At 66.3% G+C, this 17,795-nt stretch carries 15 protein-coding genes and 1 pseudogene; 12 read left to right on the forward strand and 4 right to left on the reverse strand.

The genetic code is table 11. From position 1 onward, the window contains the following. The first annotated feature begins 71 nt into the window (after nucleotides 1–71). The 9 genes and pseudogenes from AC5Y5O_RS27425 to proB all read left to right on the forward strand — a co-directional run bounded on the left by AC5Y5O_RS27425 (nucleotide 72) and on the right by proB (nucleotide 11,646). Nucleotides 72–2,729, forward strand: coding sequence for a valine--tRNA ligase (locus AC5Y5O_RS27425; RefSeq protein WP_500028207.1), 2,658 nt, complete (start codon nucleotides 72–74; stop codon nucleotides 2,727–2,729). A gap of 27 nt (nucleotides 2,730–2,756) precedes the next feature. Next, nucleotides 2,757–4,189: pseudogene (folC, locus tag AC5Y5O_RS27430) on the forward strand (bifunctional tetrahydrofolate synthase/dihydrofolate synthase). Further along, nucleotides 4,186–4,563: a DUF4233 domain-containing protein gene (locus tag AC5Y5O_RS27435; protein WP_096289323.1), complete on the forward strand. Its 378-nt coding sequence runs from the start codon at nucleotides 4,186–4,188 to the stop codon at nucleotides 4,561–4,563. Before folC ends, AC5Y5O_RS27435 begins: the two are co-directional and overlap by 4 nt. 29 nt (nucleotides 4,564–4,592) lie before the next feature. After that, nucleotides 4,593–5,003: a nucleoside-diphosphate kinase gene (gene ndk, locus AC5Y5O_RS27440; protein ID WP_500028211.1), complete on the forward strand. Its 411-nt coding sequence runs from the start codon at nucleotides 4,593–4,595 to the stop codon at nucleotides 5,001–5,003. 319 nt (nucleotides 5,004–5,322) lie between these two features. After that, a complete protein-coding gene (gene rne / locus AC5Y5O_RS27445; RefSeq protein WP_500028213.1) occupies nucleotides 5,323–8,136 on the forward strand; it encodes a ribonuclease E in 2,814 nt (937 codons plus the stop codon). Between the two features lie 334 nt (nucleotides 8,137–8,470). Then, nucleotides 8,471–8,782 (forward strand): 50S ribosomal protein L21, encoded by a 312-nt coding sequence (rplU, locus tag AC5Y5O_RS27450; protein WP_096289317.1) that lies wholly within the window; start codon nucleotides 8,471–8,473, stop codon nucleotides 8,780–8,782. Between the two features lie 15 nt (nucleotides 8,783–8,797). Continuing rightward, nucleotides 8,798–9,064, forward strand: a complete 267-nt coding sequence (rpmA, locus tag AC5Y5O_RS27455; protein WP_096289315.1) for a 50S ribosomal protein L27 — start codon at nucleotides 8,798–8,800, stop codon at nucleotides 9,062–9,064. A 42-nt stretch (nucleotides 9,065–9,106) separates the two neighbouring features. Next, entirely contained in the window at nucleotides 9,107–10,549 is a 1,443-nt protein-coding gene (obgE, locus tag AC5Y5O_RS27460) for a GTPase ObgE (RefSeq protein WP_096289313.1), read from the forward strand. Next, complete coding sequence (gene proB, locus AC5Y5O_RS27465) at nucleotides 10,546–11,646, forward strand: glutamate 5-kinase (protein WP_500028219.1); 1,101 nt, start codon at nucleotides 10,546–10,548, stop codon at nucleotides 11,644–11,646. Before obgE ends, proB begins: the two co-directional genes overlap by 4 nt. A 4-nt stretch (nucleotides 11,647–11,650) precedes the next feature. Here proB and AC5Y5O_RS27470 read toward each other — a convergent pair whose 3' ends face one another. Further along, a complete protein-coding gene (locus AC5Y5O_RS27470) occupies nucleotides 11,651–12,301 on the reverse strand; it encodes a TetR/AcrR family transcriptional regulator (RefSeq protein ID WP_096289309.1) in 651 nt (216 codons plus the stop codon). A 93-nt stretch (nucleotides 12,302–12,394) separates the two neighbouring features. On the opposite strand from AC5Y5O_RS27470, the gene AC5Y5O_RS27475 reads away from it, so the two are divergent. After that, nucleotides 12,395–13,663, forward strand: a complete 1,269-nt coding sequence (locus AC5Y5O_RS27475) for a cytochrome P450 (RefSeq protein WP_500028221.1) — start codon at nucleotides 12,395–12,397, stop codon at nucleotides 13,661–13,663. Here AC5Y5O_RS27475 and AC5Y5O_RS27480 read toward each other — a convergent pair. After that, nucleotides 13,660–14,517: an SIR2 family NAD-dependent protein deacylase gene (locus tag AC5Y5O_RS27480; RefSeq protein ID WP_096289305.1), complete on the reverse strand. Its 858-nt coding sequence runs from the start codon at nucleotides 14,515–14,517 to the stop codon at nucleotides 13,660–13,662. The two genes, AC5Y5O_RS27475 and AC5Y5O_RS27480, sit on opposite strands and share 4 nt — an antisense overlap. 120 nt (nucleotides 14,518–14,637) lie before the next feature. On the opposite strand from AC5Y5O_RS27480, the gene AC5Y5O_RS27485 reads away from it, so the two are divergent. Beyond that, nucleotides 14,638–16,131, forward strand: coding sequence for an FAD-dependent oxidoreductase (locus AC5Y5O_RS27485; RefSeq protein ID WP_500028224.1), 1,494 nt, complete (start codon nucleotides 14,638–14,640; stop codon nucleotides 16,129–16,131). A gap of 44 nt (nucleotides 16,132–16,175) precedes the next feature. Here AC5Y5O_RS27485 and AC5Y5O_RS27490 read toward each other — a convergent pair whose 3' ends face one another. Continuing rightward, nucleotides 16,176–16,673 (reverse strand): CHAP domain-containing protein, encoded by a 498-nt coding sequence (locus AC5Y5O_RS27490; protein ID WP_096289301.1) that lies wholly within the window; start codon nucleotides 16,671–16,673, stop codon nucleotides 16,176–16,178. A 244-nt stretch (nucleotides 16,674–16,917) separates the two neighbouring features. Here AC5Y5O_RS27490 and AC5Y5O_RS27495 point away from each other — a divergent pair, with 244 nt between their 5' ends. Then, complete coding sequence (locus AC5Y5O_RS27495) at nucleotides 16,918–17,280, forward strand: hypothetical protein (protein ID WP_500028226.1); 363 nt, start codon at nucleotides 16,918–16,920, stop codon at nucleotides 17,278–17,280. Nucleotides 17,281–17,295: 15 nt separating this feature from the next. Here AC5Y5O_RS27495 and AC5Y5O_RS27500 read toward each other — a convergent pair whose 3' ends face one another. Further along, the gene (locus tag AC5Y5O_RS27500) at nucleotides 17,296–17,691 is read right to left on the reverse strand and encodes a hypothetical protein (protein ID WP_500028230.1); all 396 of its coding nucleotides are present in this window, start codon (nucleotides 17,689–17,691) and stop codon (nucleotides 17,296–17,298) included. Nucleotides 17,692–17,795 lie beyond the last annotated feature (104 nt).

A 17,795-nucleotide genomic window follows, 5' to 3' on the forward strand; every position in this document is an offset into this window, starting at 1 on the left:
CCGAGAGTGACCGAGCACACGCGTGTTCGGGCGCTTACACGCGGGCCTGTCGCGGTTCCTAGAATTGACCGGTGACCGCCAGCCCCCGCTCCGCCGCCGACCTGCCCAAGTCGTGGGATCCCGGCGCGCTGGAGTCGGCGATCTACCAGAAATGGGTGGACGCCGGTTACTTCAAGGCGGACCCGACCAGTTCCAAGCCCGGGTACTCGATTGTGCTGCCGCCGCCGAACGTCACGGGCAGCCTGCACATGGGCCACGCGCTGGAACACACGATGATGGACGCCCTGACCCGCCGCAAGCGCATGCAGGGATACGAGGTGTTGTGGCAGCCGGGAATGGACCACGCCGGCATCGCGACGCAGAGCGTCGTCGAAAAGCAGCTCGCGGTGGACGGCAAGACCAAAGAGGACTTCGGCCGCGAGCTCTTCGTCGACAAGGTCTGGGATTGGAAGCGCGAGTCCGGCGGCGCCATCGGCGGCCAGATGCGCCGCCTCGGCGACGGGGTCGACTGGGACCGCGACCGGTTCACGATGGACGAGGGCCTGTCCCGCGCGGTCCGGGCCATATTCAAACGGCTCTACGACGCGGGGCTGATCTATCAGGCCGAACGACTGGTCAACTGGTCGCCGGTGCTCCAGACGGCGATCTCCGATATCGAGGTCGACTATCAGGAGGTCGAAGGCGAACTGGTGTCGTTCCGGTACGGGTCGCTCGACGACTCGCAGCCGCACATCGTGGTGGCCACCACCCGGGTCGAGACGATGCTCGGTGACACGGCGGTCGCGGTGCATCCCGACGACGAGCGCTACCGTCACCTGGTCGGCACCACGCTGCCGCACCCATTCCTCGATCGGCAGCTGATCATCGTCGCCGACGAGCACGTGGACCCCGAATTCGGCACCGGCGCAGTCAAAGTCACGCCTGCGCACGACCCGAACGACTTCGAGATCGGGTTGCGGCACGAGTTGCCGATGATCTCGATCCTCGACACCAAGGGCCGGATCGCGGCTACCGGAACACAATTCGACGGCATGGACCGCTTCGAAGCTCGTGTCGCCGTTCGTGAGGCGCTGGCCGCGCAGGGCCGGGTGGTCGCGGAGAAGCGTCCCTACCTGCACAGCGTTGGGCACTCGGAGCGCAGTGGCGAACCGATCGAGCCCCGGCTGTCGCTGCAGTGGTGGGTCAGGGTGGAGTCGCTGGCCAAGGCCGCCGGCGACGCGGTGCGCAACGGGGACACCGTGATTCACCCGGCCAGCCTGGAACCGCGCTGGTTCGGTTGGGTTGACGACATGCACGACTGGTGCATCTCGCGACAGCTGTGGTGGGGCCACCGCATCCCGATCTGGTACGGGCCCGACGGCGAACAGGTCTGCGTCGGCCCGGACGAGACCCCGCCGGAGGGCTGGACTCAAGACCCCGACGTGCTGGACACCTGGTTTTCGTCGGCGCTCTGGCCGTTCTCCACGCTGGGCTGGCCGGATAAGACTCCGGAACTGGAAAAGTTCTATCCGACAAGTGTTTTGGTGACCGGATATGACATCCTGTTTTTCTGGGTGGCGCGGATGATGATGTTCGGCACCTTTGTCGGCGCCGACGACGCGATCACGCTCGGCGGTTCCCGCGGACGGCAGGTGCCGTTCACCGACGTCTTCCTGCACGGGCTGATCCGCGACGAGTTCGGCCGAAAGATGAGCAAGTCCAAGGGAAACGTGATCGACCCGCTGGACTGGCTGGAGATGTTCGGGGCCGATGCGCTGCGGTTCACCCTCGCCCGCGGCGCCAGTCCCGGCGGCGACCTGTCCGTCGGCGAGGATGCCGTCCGCGCGTCGCGCAACTTCGTCACCAAGCTGTTCAATGCCACCCGCTTCGCGTTGCTCAACGGCGTGGCATGGCGCCCTGAAAAGACACTGCCGCCGGTCGCAGAGCTGACCGACGCCGACCGATGGATCCTGGGGCGGTTGGAAGAGGTTCGCGCCGAGGTGGATTCGGCGTTCGACAGCTACGAGTTCAGCCGGGCCTGCGAGGCGCTCTACCACTTCGCGTGGGACGAATTCTGTGACTGGTATGTCGAAGTGGCGAAGGTGCAGCTCGCCGACGGGCTCACCCACACCACCGCGGTGCTGGCCGCGGCCCTCGATACGCTGCTGCGGTTGCTGCACCCGGTCATCCCTTTTGTAACCGAGGAGCTATGGCAGGCGTTGACCGGTGAGGAGTCCCTGGTCATCGCCGAGTGGCCGAAGCCCTCCGGTATCAGCCTGAATTCCGTTGCGGTGCAGCGTGTCAGCGATATGCAGCGGTTGGTCACCGAGGTTCGCCGGTTCCGCAGCGACCAGGGTCTGGCCGACCGGCAGAAGGTGCCGGCCCGGCTGGCCGGAGTCGAGGACAGCGGTCTGAGCACTCAAGTGTCCGCGGTGACATCGCTGGCGTGGCTCACCGCGCCGGGCGCCGAGTTCAACCCGTCGGCATCGGTGGAAGTTCGGCTGAACGGCGGCACCGTCGTCGTCGAACTCGACACGTCGGGCACCATTGACGTCGCCGCCGAGCGCCGCCGCCTGGAAAAGGACTTGGCCGCAGCGCAGAAGGAATTGGCCTCCACTGCAGCAAAATTGGGTAACACTGACTTCCTGGCCAAGGCGCCGGAACAAGTCGTCACCAAGATCCGCGATCGTCAGCGGGTTGCCCAAGAGGAAACCGAACGCATCAACACCCGGCTGGCCGGGCTGCAATGACCGACGAGCCCGACTGGCTCGACGAACCTGGGGCCACCAGCTCTGCTCCGGCGCCGGATGCCGCTCCGACGCCGGACGAGATCGCGTCCCTGTTACAGGTCGAGCACCTGCTGGACCAGCGTTGGCCCGAGACGAAAATCGAACCGAGCCTGACCCGTATCAGCGCCCTGATGGATCTGCTCGGCTCGCCGCAGCTCGGTTATCCGTCGATCCACGTCGCGGGGACCAACGGAAAGACGTCGGTGGTGCGCATCATCGACGCGCTGCTGACCGCGCTGCACCGGCGCACCGGCCGCACCACCAGCCCGCATCTGCAGTCGGCGATCGAGCGCATCGCGATCGACGGAAAGCCGATCAGCCCAGCGCAATACGTGGCGACCTACCGCGAGATCGAGCCGTTCGTCCAGATGATCGACGCGCAGTCGCAGGCCGCGGGTGGTCCGGCGATGAGCAAGTTCGAGGTGCTGACGGCGATGGCATTCGCGGCCTTCGCCGATGCGCCCGTCGAGGTCGCCGTGGTCGAGGTCGGCATGGGTGGGAGCTGGGATGCCACCAACGTGATCAACGCGCCCGTCGCGGTCATCACCCCGGTCGGCATCGACCACGTCGAATACCTCGGTGAGGACATCGCCGGGATCGCGGGCGAGAAGGCGGGCATCATCACCAAGGCTCCAGAAGGTGCGCCCGATACCGTCGCGGTCATCGCCCGCCAAGTGCCGGAGGCGATGGAAGTGATTCTGGCACAGACTGTTTCGGCCGATGCCGCCGTCGCGCGTGAGGACTCGGAGTTCGCGGTGCTGAGCCGTCGGGTCGCAATCGGCGGGCAGGTCCTGGAGCTGCAGGGCCTCGGCGGGGTGTACTCCGACATGTACCTGCCGCTGCACGGCGAGCACCAGGCGCACAACGCGGTGGTGGCTCTGGCGGCGGTCGAGGCCTTCTTCGGCGCCGGGACGCAGCGTCAGCTCGACGTCGAGGCGGTGCGGGCCGGTTTCGCTGCTGTCACCAGTCCGGGCCGGCTGGAGCGCATGCGCAGCGCGCCAACGGTTTTCATCGACGCCGCGCACAATCCCGCCGGAGCGGCCGCGCTAGCGCAGACGCTGGACAGTGAGTTCGACTTTCGCTTCCTGGTCGGGGTCCTGTCCGTGATGGCCGACAAGGACGTCGACGGCATCCTGGCCGCGCTGGAGCCGGCGTTCGATGCCGTCGTCGTGACCCACAACGGGTCGCCGCGGGCACTGGATGTCGAGGCGCTGTCGCTGGCCGCCCAGCAGCGGTTCGGGCCCGACCGGGTGTTGACCGCCGAAAACCTTCGTGACGCGATCGACGTCGCGACCGCGCTGGTCGACGACGCCGCCGCCGAGGGCGAGGCGGAAGAGTTTTCCGGCACCGGGATGGTGATCACCGGCTCGGTGTTCACCGCTGGGGCGGCGCGTACCTTGTTTGGTCGTGACCCCGAATGACCGATAGCGAGCAGAGTCCGCCGCCGGCCGACCCCTGGAAGAGCTTCCGGGGCGTGATGGCCGCGACGCTGATCCTGGAGGCGATCGTGGTGTTGTTGGCGATCCCGGTGGTCGGCGCGGTCGGCGGCGGACTGACCTCGGTGTCCCTGGGCTATCTGGTCAGCGTGGCCGGGTTGCTCATCGTGCTGTCCGGAGTGCAGGGCAGGTCCTGGGCGATCTGGGTGAACCTGAGCGTGCAGCTCGTCGTCCTCGCCGGGTTCGCGGTGTACTCCGGCATCGGATTCATCGGCGTGTTGTTCACCGGGCTGTGGCTGCTGATCGCGTACTTCCGCGCCGAGGTCCGCCGGCGTCAGCGGCAAACACCGCCGGGCTGAGTCGCGATTCTTTCTGTACGCTGACCGCCGTGACGGAACGGACCCTGGTACTGATCAAGCCCGATGGCGTCGAACGGCGGCTGATCGGCGAGATCATCAGCCGCATCGAGCGCAAGGGCCTCGCGATCGCGGCGCTCCAGCTGCGCAGCGTCAGCAAAGAACTGGCCACGCAGCACTACGCCGAGCACGACGGCAAGCCGTTCTTCGACTCGCTACTCGACTTCATCACGTCGGGACCAGTCGTGGCGGCGATCGTCGAGGGACCGCGCGCCATCGCGGCGTTTCGGCAGCTCGCGGGGGGTACCGACCCGGTGGAGAAGGCCGTCCCCGGCTCCATCCGCGGCGATTTCGGGCTGGAAACGCAGCTGAATCTGGTGCACGGATCCGACTCGGTCGATTCAGCCAAGCGCGAAATCGCGCTATGGTTTCCCGGCGCTTAGGCCCTTAGACCCACGCCCCGTCGCCGGGGTTCCAGGTCAGGCTCGTTTGGGCCAGCGGCGTGATGTGGGATACTGACTGCGGGTGAACGTCGCCGGACCGGCGTCAGACACCCGAATGAAGACTTAGACAAGCGCGACCATTGCCAGCTCGCGATGTTGCGCCGCATGTCAGGCCGACATTCAGCACGGCGCCGAGTGGGTTCAAGCCAAGTCGCTCGGGGCAAGACCATCACAAGTCCGGGAGAAGTGACCCGGGCACATAGCGAAGCCCTCGCGTGGCCGCGTCGACATGACGCGCCCGGGGGCTTGAGGAGAATACGTGATTGACGGTGACCAAACTTCAGACAGTTCAACTACGCCGGCTCAGGAGGACCTGCCGGACCGTCTGAGAGTCCACTCCCTGGCGCGAGCGCTGGGTACCACCAGCAAGCGGGTGGTCGACGCGCTCAGCGCGCTGGACGGACGCATCCGCAGCGCGCATTCCGGCGTCGACTACGAGGACGCGATTCGGGTGCGCGATCTGCTGTCGCCGCGGCCACCGGAGAACTTCGTGGCCTTCAGCAGCGCCGAGGTCAGCTCGCCCGGGGCATCCGAGTCCCGGGTGGCGGTCGAGAACGCGATCGACCGCCCCGCCTACATGCCGCTGTTCGTCGCGCCACAGCCCGTCGCAACCGACGTTCAACGCCGGGCCGACGACAGCGCCGACACCGACACCGACGATTCCGATGACGGTGACGACGATGACGAGGAACAGGCCGATCGGCCGGCTAACCGGCGGCGGCGCCGGGGCCGGCGGGGTCGCGGCCGTGGCCGTGGCGAACAGGGCGGTCCCGACCTGGACGACGACGGCGACGGCGATCAGCGCGGCCAGAGATCCGCTGACTCCGACGACTCGGACGACTCCGACGACGACTCGGACGACTCCGACGACGACAACGGCGCCGATGACGGTTCGCCGGACGGCGCCAACCGGCGTCGTCGCAGGCGTCGTCGTCGTAAGTCGGGTTCGGGTGACGACAACGACGACAGCGCCGCACCGGACGATCCGCCGAACACCGTGGTGCACGAGCGAGCGCCGCGCGGCAAGGGCGGCTCCTCCGATGACAGCAGGGGCAACAACGCCTCGAGCAACGCCGAGATCAAGGGCATCGACGGGTCGACGCGGCTAGAGGCCAAGCGGCAGCGCCGCCGCGACGGGCGTGACGCCGGACGGCGCCGCCCGCCCGTACTCACCGAGGCCGAATTCCTGGCGCGCCGCGAGGCCGTCGAACGGGTCATGGTGGTGCGCGACCGGGTCCGCACCGAGCCGCCGCACCCGGGTGCGCGCTACACGCAGATCGCCGTGCTCGAAGACGGCATCGTCGTCGAGCATTTCGTGACGTCGGCGGCATCGGCGTCACTGGTCGGCAACATCTACCTCGGCATCGTGCAGAACGTGCTGCCCTCGATGGAGGCGGCCTTCGTCGACATCGGTCGCGGCCGCAACGGCGTGCTGTACGCCGGCGAGGTCAACTGGGAGGCCGCGGGGCTGGGCGGGTCGGAGCGCAAGATCGAAAAGGCGCTCAAGCCAGGCGATTACGTTGTCGTTCAGGTCAGCAAGGACCCGGTCGGACACAAGGGTGCCCGGTTGACCACCCAGGTCTCGCTGGCCGGCCGCTACCTGGTTTATGTGCCGGGCGCGTCGTCGACCGGGATCAGCCGCAAGCTGCCCGACACCGAGCGCCAGCGGCTCAAGGAGATCCTGCGTGAGGTGGTGCCGTCCAACGCCGGAGTGATCATCCGGACCGCGTCCGAGGGTGTCAAAGAAGGAGACATCCGCGACGATGTCACCCGCCTGCAGGAGCGGTGGGAGCAGATCGAGGCCAAGGCGGGCGAGACCAAAGAGAAGGCCGCCGGCGGGGCGGTCGCGCTCTACGAAGAGCCTGACGTGCTGGTCAAGGTCATCCGGGACTTGTTCAACGAGGATTTCGCCGGTCTCATCGTCTCCGGCGACGAGGCGTGGAGCACCATCAACGACTACGTGAATTCCGTTGCCCCCGATCTGGTTTCGAAGCTGACGAAATACGATGCCCCGCCCGTTGCGGAAGGGCAGCCCGGGCCGGACGTGTTCGCGGTGCACCGCATCGACGAGCAGCTGACCAAGGCGATGGAACGCAAGGTGTGGCTGCCTTCGGGTGGCACCCTGGTCATCGACCGGACCGAGGCCATGACGGTGGTCGACGTCAACACCGGCAAGTTCACCGGATCCGGCGGCAACCTCGAGCAGACGGTCACCAAGAACAACCTCGAAGCGGCCGAGGAGATCGTGCGTCAGCTGCGGCTGCGGGACATCGGCGGCATCGTGGTCATCGACTTCATCGACATGGTGCTCGAGTCCAATCGCGACCTGGTGCTGCGCCGGCTCACCGAGTCGCTGGCCCGGGACCGCACCCGCCACCAGGTGTCCGAGGTGACATCGCTGGGCCTGGTGCAGTTGACCCGCAAGCGACTGGGAACCGGTCTGATCGAGGCATTTTCGACGTCGTGCCCGAACTGCGGCGGACGCGGGATTCTGCTGCACGCCGACCCGGTCGACTCGGCCCCGTCGAACGGGCGCAAGTCCGAGTCGGGCGGCGGCCGTCGCGGCAAGCGATCGAAGAAGAATCGATCCGAAGAGCCCGCCGATCAGCCCGCCGTCGCCAAGGTGCCCGTGCATGCGCCGGGCGAGCATCCGATGTTCAAGGCGATGGCCACTCGCGACAACGGTGACGCCGAGGAGGCCGGCGAGGACGTCACCGAGATCGACGAGCAGACCCAGGTGGAGGGTCCCGCCGACCTGGAGGACACCGACTCCGATGCCTTCGAGGACGACGACACCGATCAGGACACCGACGACGTCGACGAGGAGGACGCGGTCGACGAGGATCTCGACGACGAGGATCTCGACGATGACGACGAGGATCTCGACGACGACGAGGATCTCGACGATGACGACGAAGACCTTGACGACGAGGACGAGGATCTCGACGACGACGAGGATTCCGACGACGAAAACGGTTCGGCGAACGGGTCCGAGAGCGACCCGGGCTTCGGACGTCCGCGTCGCCGGCGCGCCGCGGGCAGGCCGGCAGGTCCGCCCATTCACGCGGACTGAAACCGTCACGCGGCGGCGGGAACATCGTGCCGAGCAGCGCTTTGGCCGGCCTCCCGGGCCGTGTGGAGTTAGCTAAAAGCTAGGATATGCCTGAACAAAGCGATTTGCCCGGTTGCCAAAGCCGGCCTCGGGAGCGCGGGTAGCCTGCTGCGGCTCGCCCGGGTGCTGGTTTGACCCTGTAGCCGCTGGTCACGTACCCTTGGACAGTTGTCGTCAAGCCGGGCAGCTGACTTCGGCGGACGACAGGCGGGAAGATTCTCCCGCTCCCCAGACCCACCACGCGCGTCGCAGTTGGTACGCGCGCGGAAGACGTGAAGAAGAGGCAGGAGCAACGATGGCGACCTACGCAATCGTCAAGACCGGTGGCAAGCAGTACAAGGTTGCCGTCGGTGACGTGGTCAAGGTCGAGAAGCTCGAATCCGACCCCGGCGCCCAGGTGTCGCTGCCGGTGGCGCTGGTGGTTGACGGTGCGACCGTCACTTCCGACGCTGCCGCGCTGGCCAAGGTAGCCGTGACCGGCGAGGTGCTCGAGCACACCAAGGGCCCGAAGATCCGTATCCACAAGTTCAAGAACAAGACCGGATACCACAAGCGTCAGGGTCACCGTCAGCAGCTGACGGTCCTGAAGGTCACCGGAATCAAATAGCGGGAGGCGACAGACATGGCACACAAAAAGGGCGCTTCCAGCTCGCGCAACGGTCGCGACTCCGCCGCTCAGCGGCTTGGCGTCAAGCGATTCGGCGGCCAGATCGTCAAGGCCGGCGAGATCATCGTCCGCCAGCGTGGCACCCACTTCCACCCCGGCGTCAACGTCGGCCGTGGCGGCGACGACACGCTGTTCGCGACGGCGGCCGGTGCGGTCGAGTTCGGCAAGAAGCGCGGCCGCAAGACCGTCAACATCGTCGCGGCCGGGCAGACCACCGACTGAGGTCGTCGCGCCCGTGCATGCGGGTAGCTGAGAGGACCCCCGATGCCTCGGTTTGTCGATCGAGTCGTCATCCACGCCCGAGCTGGCTCCGGCGGTAACGGCTGCGCCTCGGTTCATCGCGAGAAGTTCAAGCCGCTCGGCGGTCCCGACGGCGGCAATGGCGGCCGCGGCGGCAGCATCGTCTTCGTCGTCGATCCCGCCGTACACACGCTGCTGGACTACCATTTCCGTCCGCACGTCACCGCTCCCAACGGCAAGCAGGGGGCGGGCAGCAACCGCGACGGCGCGGCCGGTGCAGACCTGGAAGTCAAGGTGCCCGACGGCACTGTCGTGCTGGACGAAAACGGTCGGCTCCTCGCCGATCTGGTCGGTGCGGGCACCCGATTCGAAGCGGCCGCCGGCGGCCGTGGCGGCCTGGGCAATGCGGCGCTGGCGTCGCGGGCGCGCAAGGCGCCCGGCTTCGCGCTGCTCGGTGAGCCCGGCCAGGCGCGCGACCTCACCCTCGAGCTCAAGTCCGTGGCCGATGCCGGCTTGATCGGCTTTCCGTCGGCGGGCAAGTCGTCGCTGGTATCGGTGATCTCGGCGGCCAAACCCAAGGTCGCCGATTATCCGTTCACCACGCTGGTCCCCAATCTCGGCGTCGTCTCGGCTGGCGAGCAGTCGTTCACCGTCGCCGACGTGCCCGGCTTGATCCCGGGCGCCTCGCAAGGGCGGGGCCTGGGGCTGGATTTCCTGCGCCACATCGAGCGATGCGCGGTGCTGGTGCATGTCGTCGACTGCGCCACTGCCGAGCCCGGCCGCGACCCGATCTCCGACATCGATGCGCTGGAAGCCGAACTTGCCGCCTATACCCCGACCCTGCAAGGCGATGCGGCGCTGGTCGACCTGGCCGAGCGGCCGCGGGCGGTGGTACTCAACAAGATTGACGTACCCGAGGCGCGTGAGCTCGCCGAGTTCGTCCGCGACGAGATCGCCGAGCGCGGTTGGCCGGTGTTCCTGGTATCGACGGCAACCCGGGAAGGGGTGCAGCCGTTGATCTTTGGGCTGCAGAAGATGATCTCGGAGTACAACGCCTCGCGCCCGGCGCCGGTAGCGCGACGCCCGGTGATCCGCCCGGTGCCCGTCGACGACAGCGGTTTCACCGTCGAGTCCGACGGCGAGGGCGGCTTCGTGGTCACCGGGGCCCGGCCCGAGCGCTGGATCGGCCAGACCAATTTCGACAACGACGAAGCGGTGGGCTATCTGGCCGATCGCCTCGCGCGCCTCGGTGTCGAGGAGGAGCTGTTGCGGTTGGGCGCCCAGCCCGGCTGTGCGGTGACCATCGGCGATATGACATTCGACTGGGAGCCGCAAACCCCAGCGGGCCAACAGGTTCCGCTGACCGGCCGCGGCACCGACGCACGGCTGGAACGCACCGAGCGCATCGGCGCCGACGAGCGCAAGGCCGCCCGGCGCCGGCGGCGCGAACGCGGTGACGAGCTGTGAGTCATCGCGAAGCCATCCGCACCGCTCGCAGTCTGGTCGTCAAGATTGGGACCAACGCGCTGACCACACCGTCCGGGGTGTTCGACGGGGGTCGGCTGGCCGGCCTGGCCGATGCGATCGAGGCCCGCATGAAAGCCGGCACCGACGTCGTCATCGTGTCCTCGGGTGCCATCGCCGCCGGGATCGAGCCGCTCGGATTATCCCGTCGTCCAAAGGATTTGGCGACCAAGCAGGCTGCGGCCAGCGTGGGTCAGGTCGCGCTGGTGAACGCGTGGAGTGCCGCGTTCGCCCGTTACGGGCGTACGGTCGGGCAGGTACTGCTGACCGCACACGACATTTCGATGCGGGCCCAGCACACCAACGCCCAGCGCACCCTGGACCGGTTGCGCGCGCTGCATGCGGTGGCGATCGTCAACGAAAACGATACGGTGGCCACCAACGAAATCCGGTTCGGCGACAACGACCGCCTGTCGGCACTGGTGGCCCATCTGGTGGGTGCCGAGGCGCTGGTGCTGCTCTCCGACATCGACGGCCTCTACGAGGCTGATCCGCGAAAGACCAACGGGGCCCGCTTCATTCCCGAGGTGGCCGGAACGTCGGACCTAGTCGGTGTGGTGGCCGGTCCGGGCAGCGCGTTGGGCACCGGCGGCATGGCGTCGAAGATGTCCTCGGCGCTGCTGGCCGCCGACGCCGGGGTGCCGGTGCTGCTGGCCGCGGCGTCGGATGCCGCGACGGCGCTCACCGACGCCTCGTCGGGTACGGTGTTCGCCGCCCGGCCCGCGCGGATGTCGGCCCGGCGGTTCTGGGTGCGATATGCCGCCGAGTCCACCGGCTCGCTCAGCCTCGATGCGGGCGCGGTGCGCGCGGTGGTGCAGCAACGCCGCTCCCTGTTGGCCGCCGGCATCACCGCCGTGACGGGCCGGTTCTACGCAGGCGACGTTGTCGAATTGCACGGACCGGACGCGACCATGGTGGCCCGCGGCGTGGTCGCCTACGACGCGGCCGAGCTGGCGACCATGATGGGCCGGTCGACCTCGGAGCTGCCCGACGAGCTGCGCCGGCCCGCGGTGCATGCCGACGACCTGGTTGCCGTCTGACGGATCAGCCAGCCGACAGCGGCTTGAGATACAAAGTGGCCCAGATAATTTCGGACAACGTCGTGGCCAGCTCGGCGTCATAGGAGCCCGGCGCGCCGGGCAGATTCTGCTGGCACGCCCGCTCGGCCATCCAAGTCAGAGCGCTGGCCGTGGTGGCTGCGGATAGCTCCGTGCGAATCGAACCGTCGGCCTGGCCCTCTTCGATCACCCGGGTCAATCGACCGGTGATCGCGGTCAACAGATTGCGGTAGGTTGCCCCGACCACCGGGTCATAGCCCGACATTTCGTTCAGCGCGACGAGCACCGGCTGATGGCGCCGATAGCTGGCCACCAGGCTTGTCATGGCCGCTCGCACGTCGGCCGGATCGTGGCGCCCCGCCACGCTCCACCACTGATTCGCGCTGTCGGCCAGATCGGCGAACACCTGTCCGGCGAGCCGGCGCAGCAGGTGGCCCTTGTCCTCGAAGTAGATGTAGAAGCTCGCGCGCGAGATCCCGGCCTCCGTCGACAGCCGGTCCACGCTCAGCTCGGTGAAACTGGCCCCGCCGCGCATCAGTCGCTCGGTGGCGTCCAGCAGGCGGCGCTCCATCTCCTCTCGCCGCTGCTGGCGCGACTGCTCGCGCTTCGGCTGCGGCTTGCGGGTGACCGAGGGCATTTGCCGAGCATAACCGACATTTCAACATCTTGACTAGACATGATGTCTAGGCATAGTGTTCCAGCAGTTTCACGACCTGATGGAGGACACACGATGGCAGTAATGACCGGGCGGTCCGGCCGCCCACGCGCCTACGACGCGATTGACCTGTCCTCACGCGAGTTCTGGTCGACGACGGCCGCCGACCGCGAGCGCTCGTTTGCGGTGCTGCGGTCCGAGCGGCCGGTGAGCTGGCATCCTCCGGTCGAAGACGCCCTGATGCCGGACCCCGACGACCCCGGCTATTGGGCGGTCACCCGGCGCGCGGACATCGTCACGGTCAGCCGCGACAGCGACGTCTTCCTGTCCGGCAAGGGGGTGATGTTCGAAAGCATTCCGGTGGAGCTGCTCGAGGCGTCCCAGTCGTTCCTGGCGATGGACCCACCGCGGCACACCAAGCTGCGCAAACTCGCCCACGCCGCATTCACGCCGCGGCAGGTCCGCCGCATCGAGGAGTCGATCCAGGCGAACGCGAAGGCGATCGTGGAGGAGCTCCGCGACGCCGGCAGCGGTGCGGATTTCGTCGACCTGTGCGCCAAGGAGCTGCCCATCCGCACGCTGTCGGACATGGTCGGCATTCCGGAGTCCGAGCGCGAGCGCATGGCACACGCCACCGACGCGCTGGTGTCGTGGGCCGACCCCGAATTTCTCGATGGGCACCCCGCACTGGAGGTCATCTTCGAACAGCAGATGTACCTGCACCGGGTCGTCGGCACGCTCGCCGCGCAGCGCCGCGAGAAGCCGGGCGAAGACCTGATCAGCAGCCTGGTGCATGCCGAAGTGGACGGCGACCGGCTGACCGACGCTGAGGTGGCCGCGTTCTTTGTGCTGCTCTCGGTGGCGGGTAACGACACCACTCGTCAGACCATGAGCCACGCCATGAAAGCGCTCACTGATTTCCCGGCCCAAAGGGCTTGGCTGCTAGCCGATTACGAGGACAGGATCGGCGTGGCGGTCGAGGAGTTCGTCCGCTGGGCGACACCGGTTATGACGTTTCGTCGGACGGCGGCAACCGATTTCGAACTGGGCGGCCAGAGAATCGCCGCGGGTGAGAAAGTGGTGATGTTCTATTCGTCGGGTAACTGGGACACCGATGCCTTCGCGCATCCGGATCGCTTCGACCTGAGCCGCAGTCCCAATCCCCATGTCGGATTCGGGGGCGGCGGACTGCATTTCTGCCTCGGTGCCCACGTGGCGCGCGCGCAACTGCGCGCCTTCTTCGGTGAGTTGCTGAGTCAGCTGCCCGACATTCAGGCAAGCGAGGCGACGTACGTGGCGGGCAATTTCGTGCACGCGGTGCGCACCCTGCCCTGCACGTTTTAGTGCAAGGCCAGCGGCGCCGGCGCACCTCCCAGTTCCGAGGCGAGTAGCACCAACAGCTCCGAGCATCCGGTGTCGAGTTTGACGGTGGCCAGTTCGTCACCGCGGGTGGGTCCGCGGTTGACGATGGCGACCGGAATGGCTCGTGCGGCAGCGTGCCGCACGAATCGGTAGCCGGAGAATACGGTCAGCGACGATCCCGCGACCAGCAGCGCGTCGGACTCGTCGAGCAGCGAAAAGGCTTGCGTCACAGTATCTTTAGGGACGCTCTCACCGAAATAGACGATGTCGGGTTTGAGCATGCCGGTGCAGCGCGGACAGTCCAGATACCGAAATGACGTGGTATCGGCGACGACGGCGTCGGCGTCGGGCGCCACCGCCAGACCGCCGATGGCCTCGGCGCGCTCGATGAATCCCGGGTTGAGTGCCTCGAGTTCGTCGGCCAACGCGGCGCGACTCATGGTGTCCCCGCAGGCCAGGCAGATCACCCGCGCGTAGGTGCCGTGCAGATTGATCACGTTGGCACTGCCGGCCTTGGTGTGCAGCAGATCGACGTTCTGGGTGATCACGCCGGTCACCACCCCGGCCAGCTCCAGCGCGGCCAGTGCCCGATGCCCCGCATTTGGCTGCGTCGCGTCCATGTGCCGCCAGCCCACGTGGTTGCGTGCCCAGTAGCGCTGGCGGAACGCCGGATCCGAGGTGAACTGACGAATCGTCATCGGGTTGCTCGGCGGCGAATCTGGCCCCCGGTAGTCGGGAATGCCCGAGTCGGTGGAAATCCCCGCGCCGGTCAGCACCGCGACCCGGCGTCCAGCCAACAACGCGACCAGTTCCGGAGATTCGGTTCGGCGAGGCACGTATTCGAGAGTACGGGTTCATCGTGCAGCGATGCCGGCGCTAGTGGGGTAGTCGATTACGCATCCCGGCAGTGCGGGTGCGTACCCATACTTGACGCCTCGGCACGGAAAGGCGGGATCATGTCCGAATCCCAGTCCCCGCGGGTGGAAACCTGCGACCTCTGCATCATCGGGGCCGGCATCGCCGGGCTGAACGCTCTGTTCGCGGCCAGCCGGTACCTGTCGCGGGACCAGAAGGTGATCCTGATCGATCGTCGGCCGCGTCCGGGCGGCATGTGGGTCGATGTGTACTCGTATGTGCGCCTGCATCAACCGCATCCGATGTTCACCGCGGGCAATATCGAGTGGACCCTCGACCAGGATCGCGCCCACTTGGCGACCAAAAGGGAGGTGCTCGACCACCTTCGCTATTGCGTTGACGTGATAGCCGAACGCGTGCCGGTCGACGAGTACTTCGGCTGGGAATTCGAGTCTCACGACGAAGTGAACGGAGTCGTGCGGGCCACTTGCCGGGCTGCGGACGGCCGGATGCTCGTCGTGGAGGCCAAGCGATTGATCAAGGCATTCGGTCTGGCGGTCACGCCGAACGAGCCTCTGGACATCTCCAGCAAACGGGTCCATTCGGTGTCGCCTGACTATTGCGACATCCGGTCGGGCGACATCAGGGAAAGCCGTGCGCCGGTGTGGATCATTGGTGGCGGGAAAACCGCGATGGACACCGCGCACGCACTGATTACGGCCTACCCCGGTCGCCAGGTGAATCTGGTCGCGGGCCGAGGAACATTCTTCTCCAGCCGCGACAGGCTGTTACCCAGTGGCCCCCGGAGGTGGTGGACGGGCACCGTGCCGAGCACCCTGGCCGCACAGCTGAGTCGCCGGTTCGACGGCACCAACGAATCGGAGGTCCAGGATTGGTACCGCGCGACCCACGGCACGTTCCTGACACCTCAATCGGACAACTTCGTGTTGGGAGTGTTATCGGAGGCGGAGAACGACACGATCTCCGCCGGCCTCAACGATGTCGTCATGGACTATCTCGAAGATGTCGTCGATTGCAACGGCACGACCGAGTTGCTACTCCGAAGCGGATCGACGAAGACGATCGAGCCGGGCAGCTGGGTGGTCAACTGCACGGGCTACGTCAAAGTCACCGATGACTACCCCTACGAACCCTACGTTTCACCCAGCGGCGCAGTCGTTTCGATCAACGTGCGTTCGGCTGTGCTGCATTTGCCCGCATTCATGGGGTACTTCCTGGGGCATCTGCTGTTCTTGGACAAACTCACGCAGATTCCGCTTTATGAACTCGACTGGCGGGGACTGAGGGACAAGGCGCCGATGGCATTTCCGTATGTGCTTTTCGCGCTCGTCCAACACAACCTCAGCCTGATCTACGACAACGTCCCGAGAGCTGTGTTCAGCGAGAACGGTCTTGATTTCGATAAGTGGTATCCGCTACCGCGCCGCCTACCGGGACTGGCACGGTTCGTGCTGACGCATCGCCGCGAACGCGAGCGGCAGCGTCATGTTCTCAACACGGTGCGGGAGCGATTCGATATCCGTTGCGGACCAATCACTGAGCAGCGGACACTGCGCGCCAAAACGTACCAGTGACAGCGGCCGAATGTGTTGGCGTGTCGAATATTTCGTGGTCCCGTTCATGGGATCAGGATGTAGGTCATTCCCGGTGCCTGTGCGACGCTGCGCGTGTCGAACTGGTGGAAACCCGTGGTTCGGAATCCGTTGGCCGCGGTGGCCCCGTAACCCATGTTCATTTCGGTGATCGTGAGGCGATTGCCGTCGACAGCGTCGACCCAGGCGACGTGTCCGACGCCGCCGACGAGCGCGCTGCTGAAGACCGCGATCGAGTGGGCCTGCGCATCGTTGCTGACCGTCCAGCCTGCCGCTCGGGCTTGGTTGGCCCAGTCTTCAGCGTTTCCGGTCAGCGCTTTGATGTAGTAGCCGGTATGGGCGTGAATCTGTTCTTGGGCGCCCCACGTGCAGTACCCCTCGTAGTCGCCGCTAAAGGGGTTGTGGTCGATCGTGCGGCCTACGCTTGCTGCCGGGTCTCCGCTGGCCGGTGCCGGGGCCATGGACGCTCCCAGCGACAGGGCGCTGCTGACGGCGACTGCGGCCATGATTCCGGTGCGCTTCATGGGCGTCCTCTCGCCGGCCGGTGAACCGTTACGTTCCTGTTATCGCGGCGAGATCAGAATTCGTTTCACGGCTTCGGCTTCGACCGGTCAGTCGCCGGTGCCTGCGCACCCGCCGCCGATTACTTCCGTGTGCCTTCTCATTTCTGAGGCATAGGAAATACGGGTGGGAGCTACCGGCGTCCTCGCTGATTGGGGCACCCGGTTCAGTGGTTGCTCCCTTTCGACGGTCGGGAACCATGACGGCATGACTCTGGTCCGTGCAGGCCTGGCCGAGGGGTTCTACTTCGGCGAGGACGCGGTGCTGTTGGCCCTGGATACCGACGGGTTGAATACCTTCCTCGCAGCACTGATTCACGCAGAGGAAGAGGGGTCGTCGCACCTAGAGGTCGACGCAACGATTCATCAACTCGTCATCGAGGGCAGAGCGTCCGCCATTGAGTTCCTTGATGATGACGACACAGTGGTGTGGCGCCTCGGCGCCGCCAAGGCGCACGAAATTATCGAGCTGTTGACCGAGATGAGTCGGCGTCCTGACCGGGGCCACCACTACGTCGACGTGTCCACACCCGTTAGGACGCTGGTGATTTCGCTCAATGAGTACGCCTAGCGGTGGTTGGTGCACTTACTGTGGCTCGTCAGCGTGCTCGGGAATTAGCAGGCTTCCATCGATGCCGTGGCGATTGATCTTCCGCTGGACGGAGCGCAGTAGCGGTGCTGCTGCGTCGTCACGGAAGTTAGTCGCAAAGTCCAGCCCGGAGCCGACCAGGGTGCTTGCCCAGGAAACTTCGGTGAGGAAGACAGCGCGGGCCCAGTCGAGCTTGGACAAAGGTTGATGCTGCCCAATAGAGTGCAGGAGCTGTTCGATAAGGGCATAAAACGTTGCGCGGTCTCGCAGACCCAAAGCTCGGGTCATTACGGATTTGTACTGAATCGAACCGCCATATTCGTTGATGCCGTGAAACAAGAGCTGACGCTCATCCTCGGTCAGCTCGACGTCGACGAGTTCCGTCGCGGTCATGGATTCAGCTTACTTAGGTGTCCGGGGATCAATGGTGATCGTCTTCCCAGGGTTCTTCGGCGGCGTCGCCGAGCACGTGGGGCCCGTGCCAGTGCGGTGGTGGT

The organism is Mycobacterium sp. NGS40, from assembly GCF_059812735.1.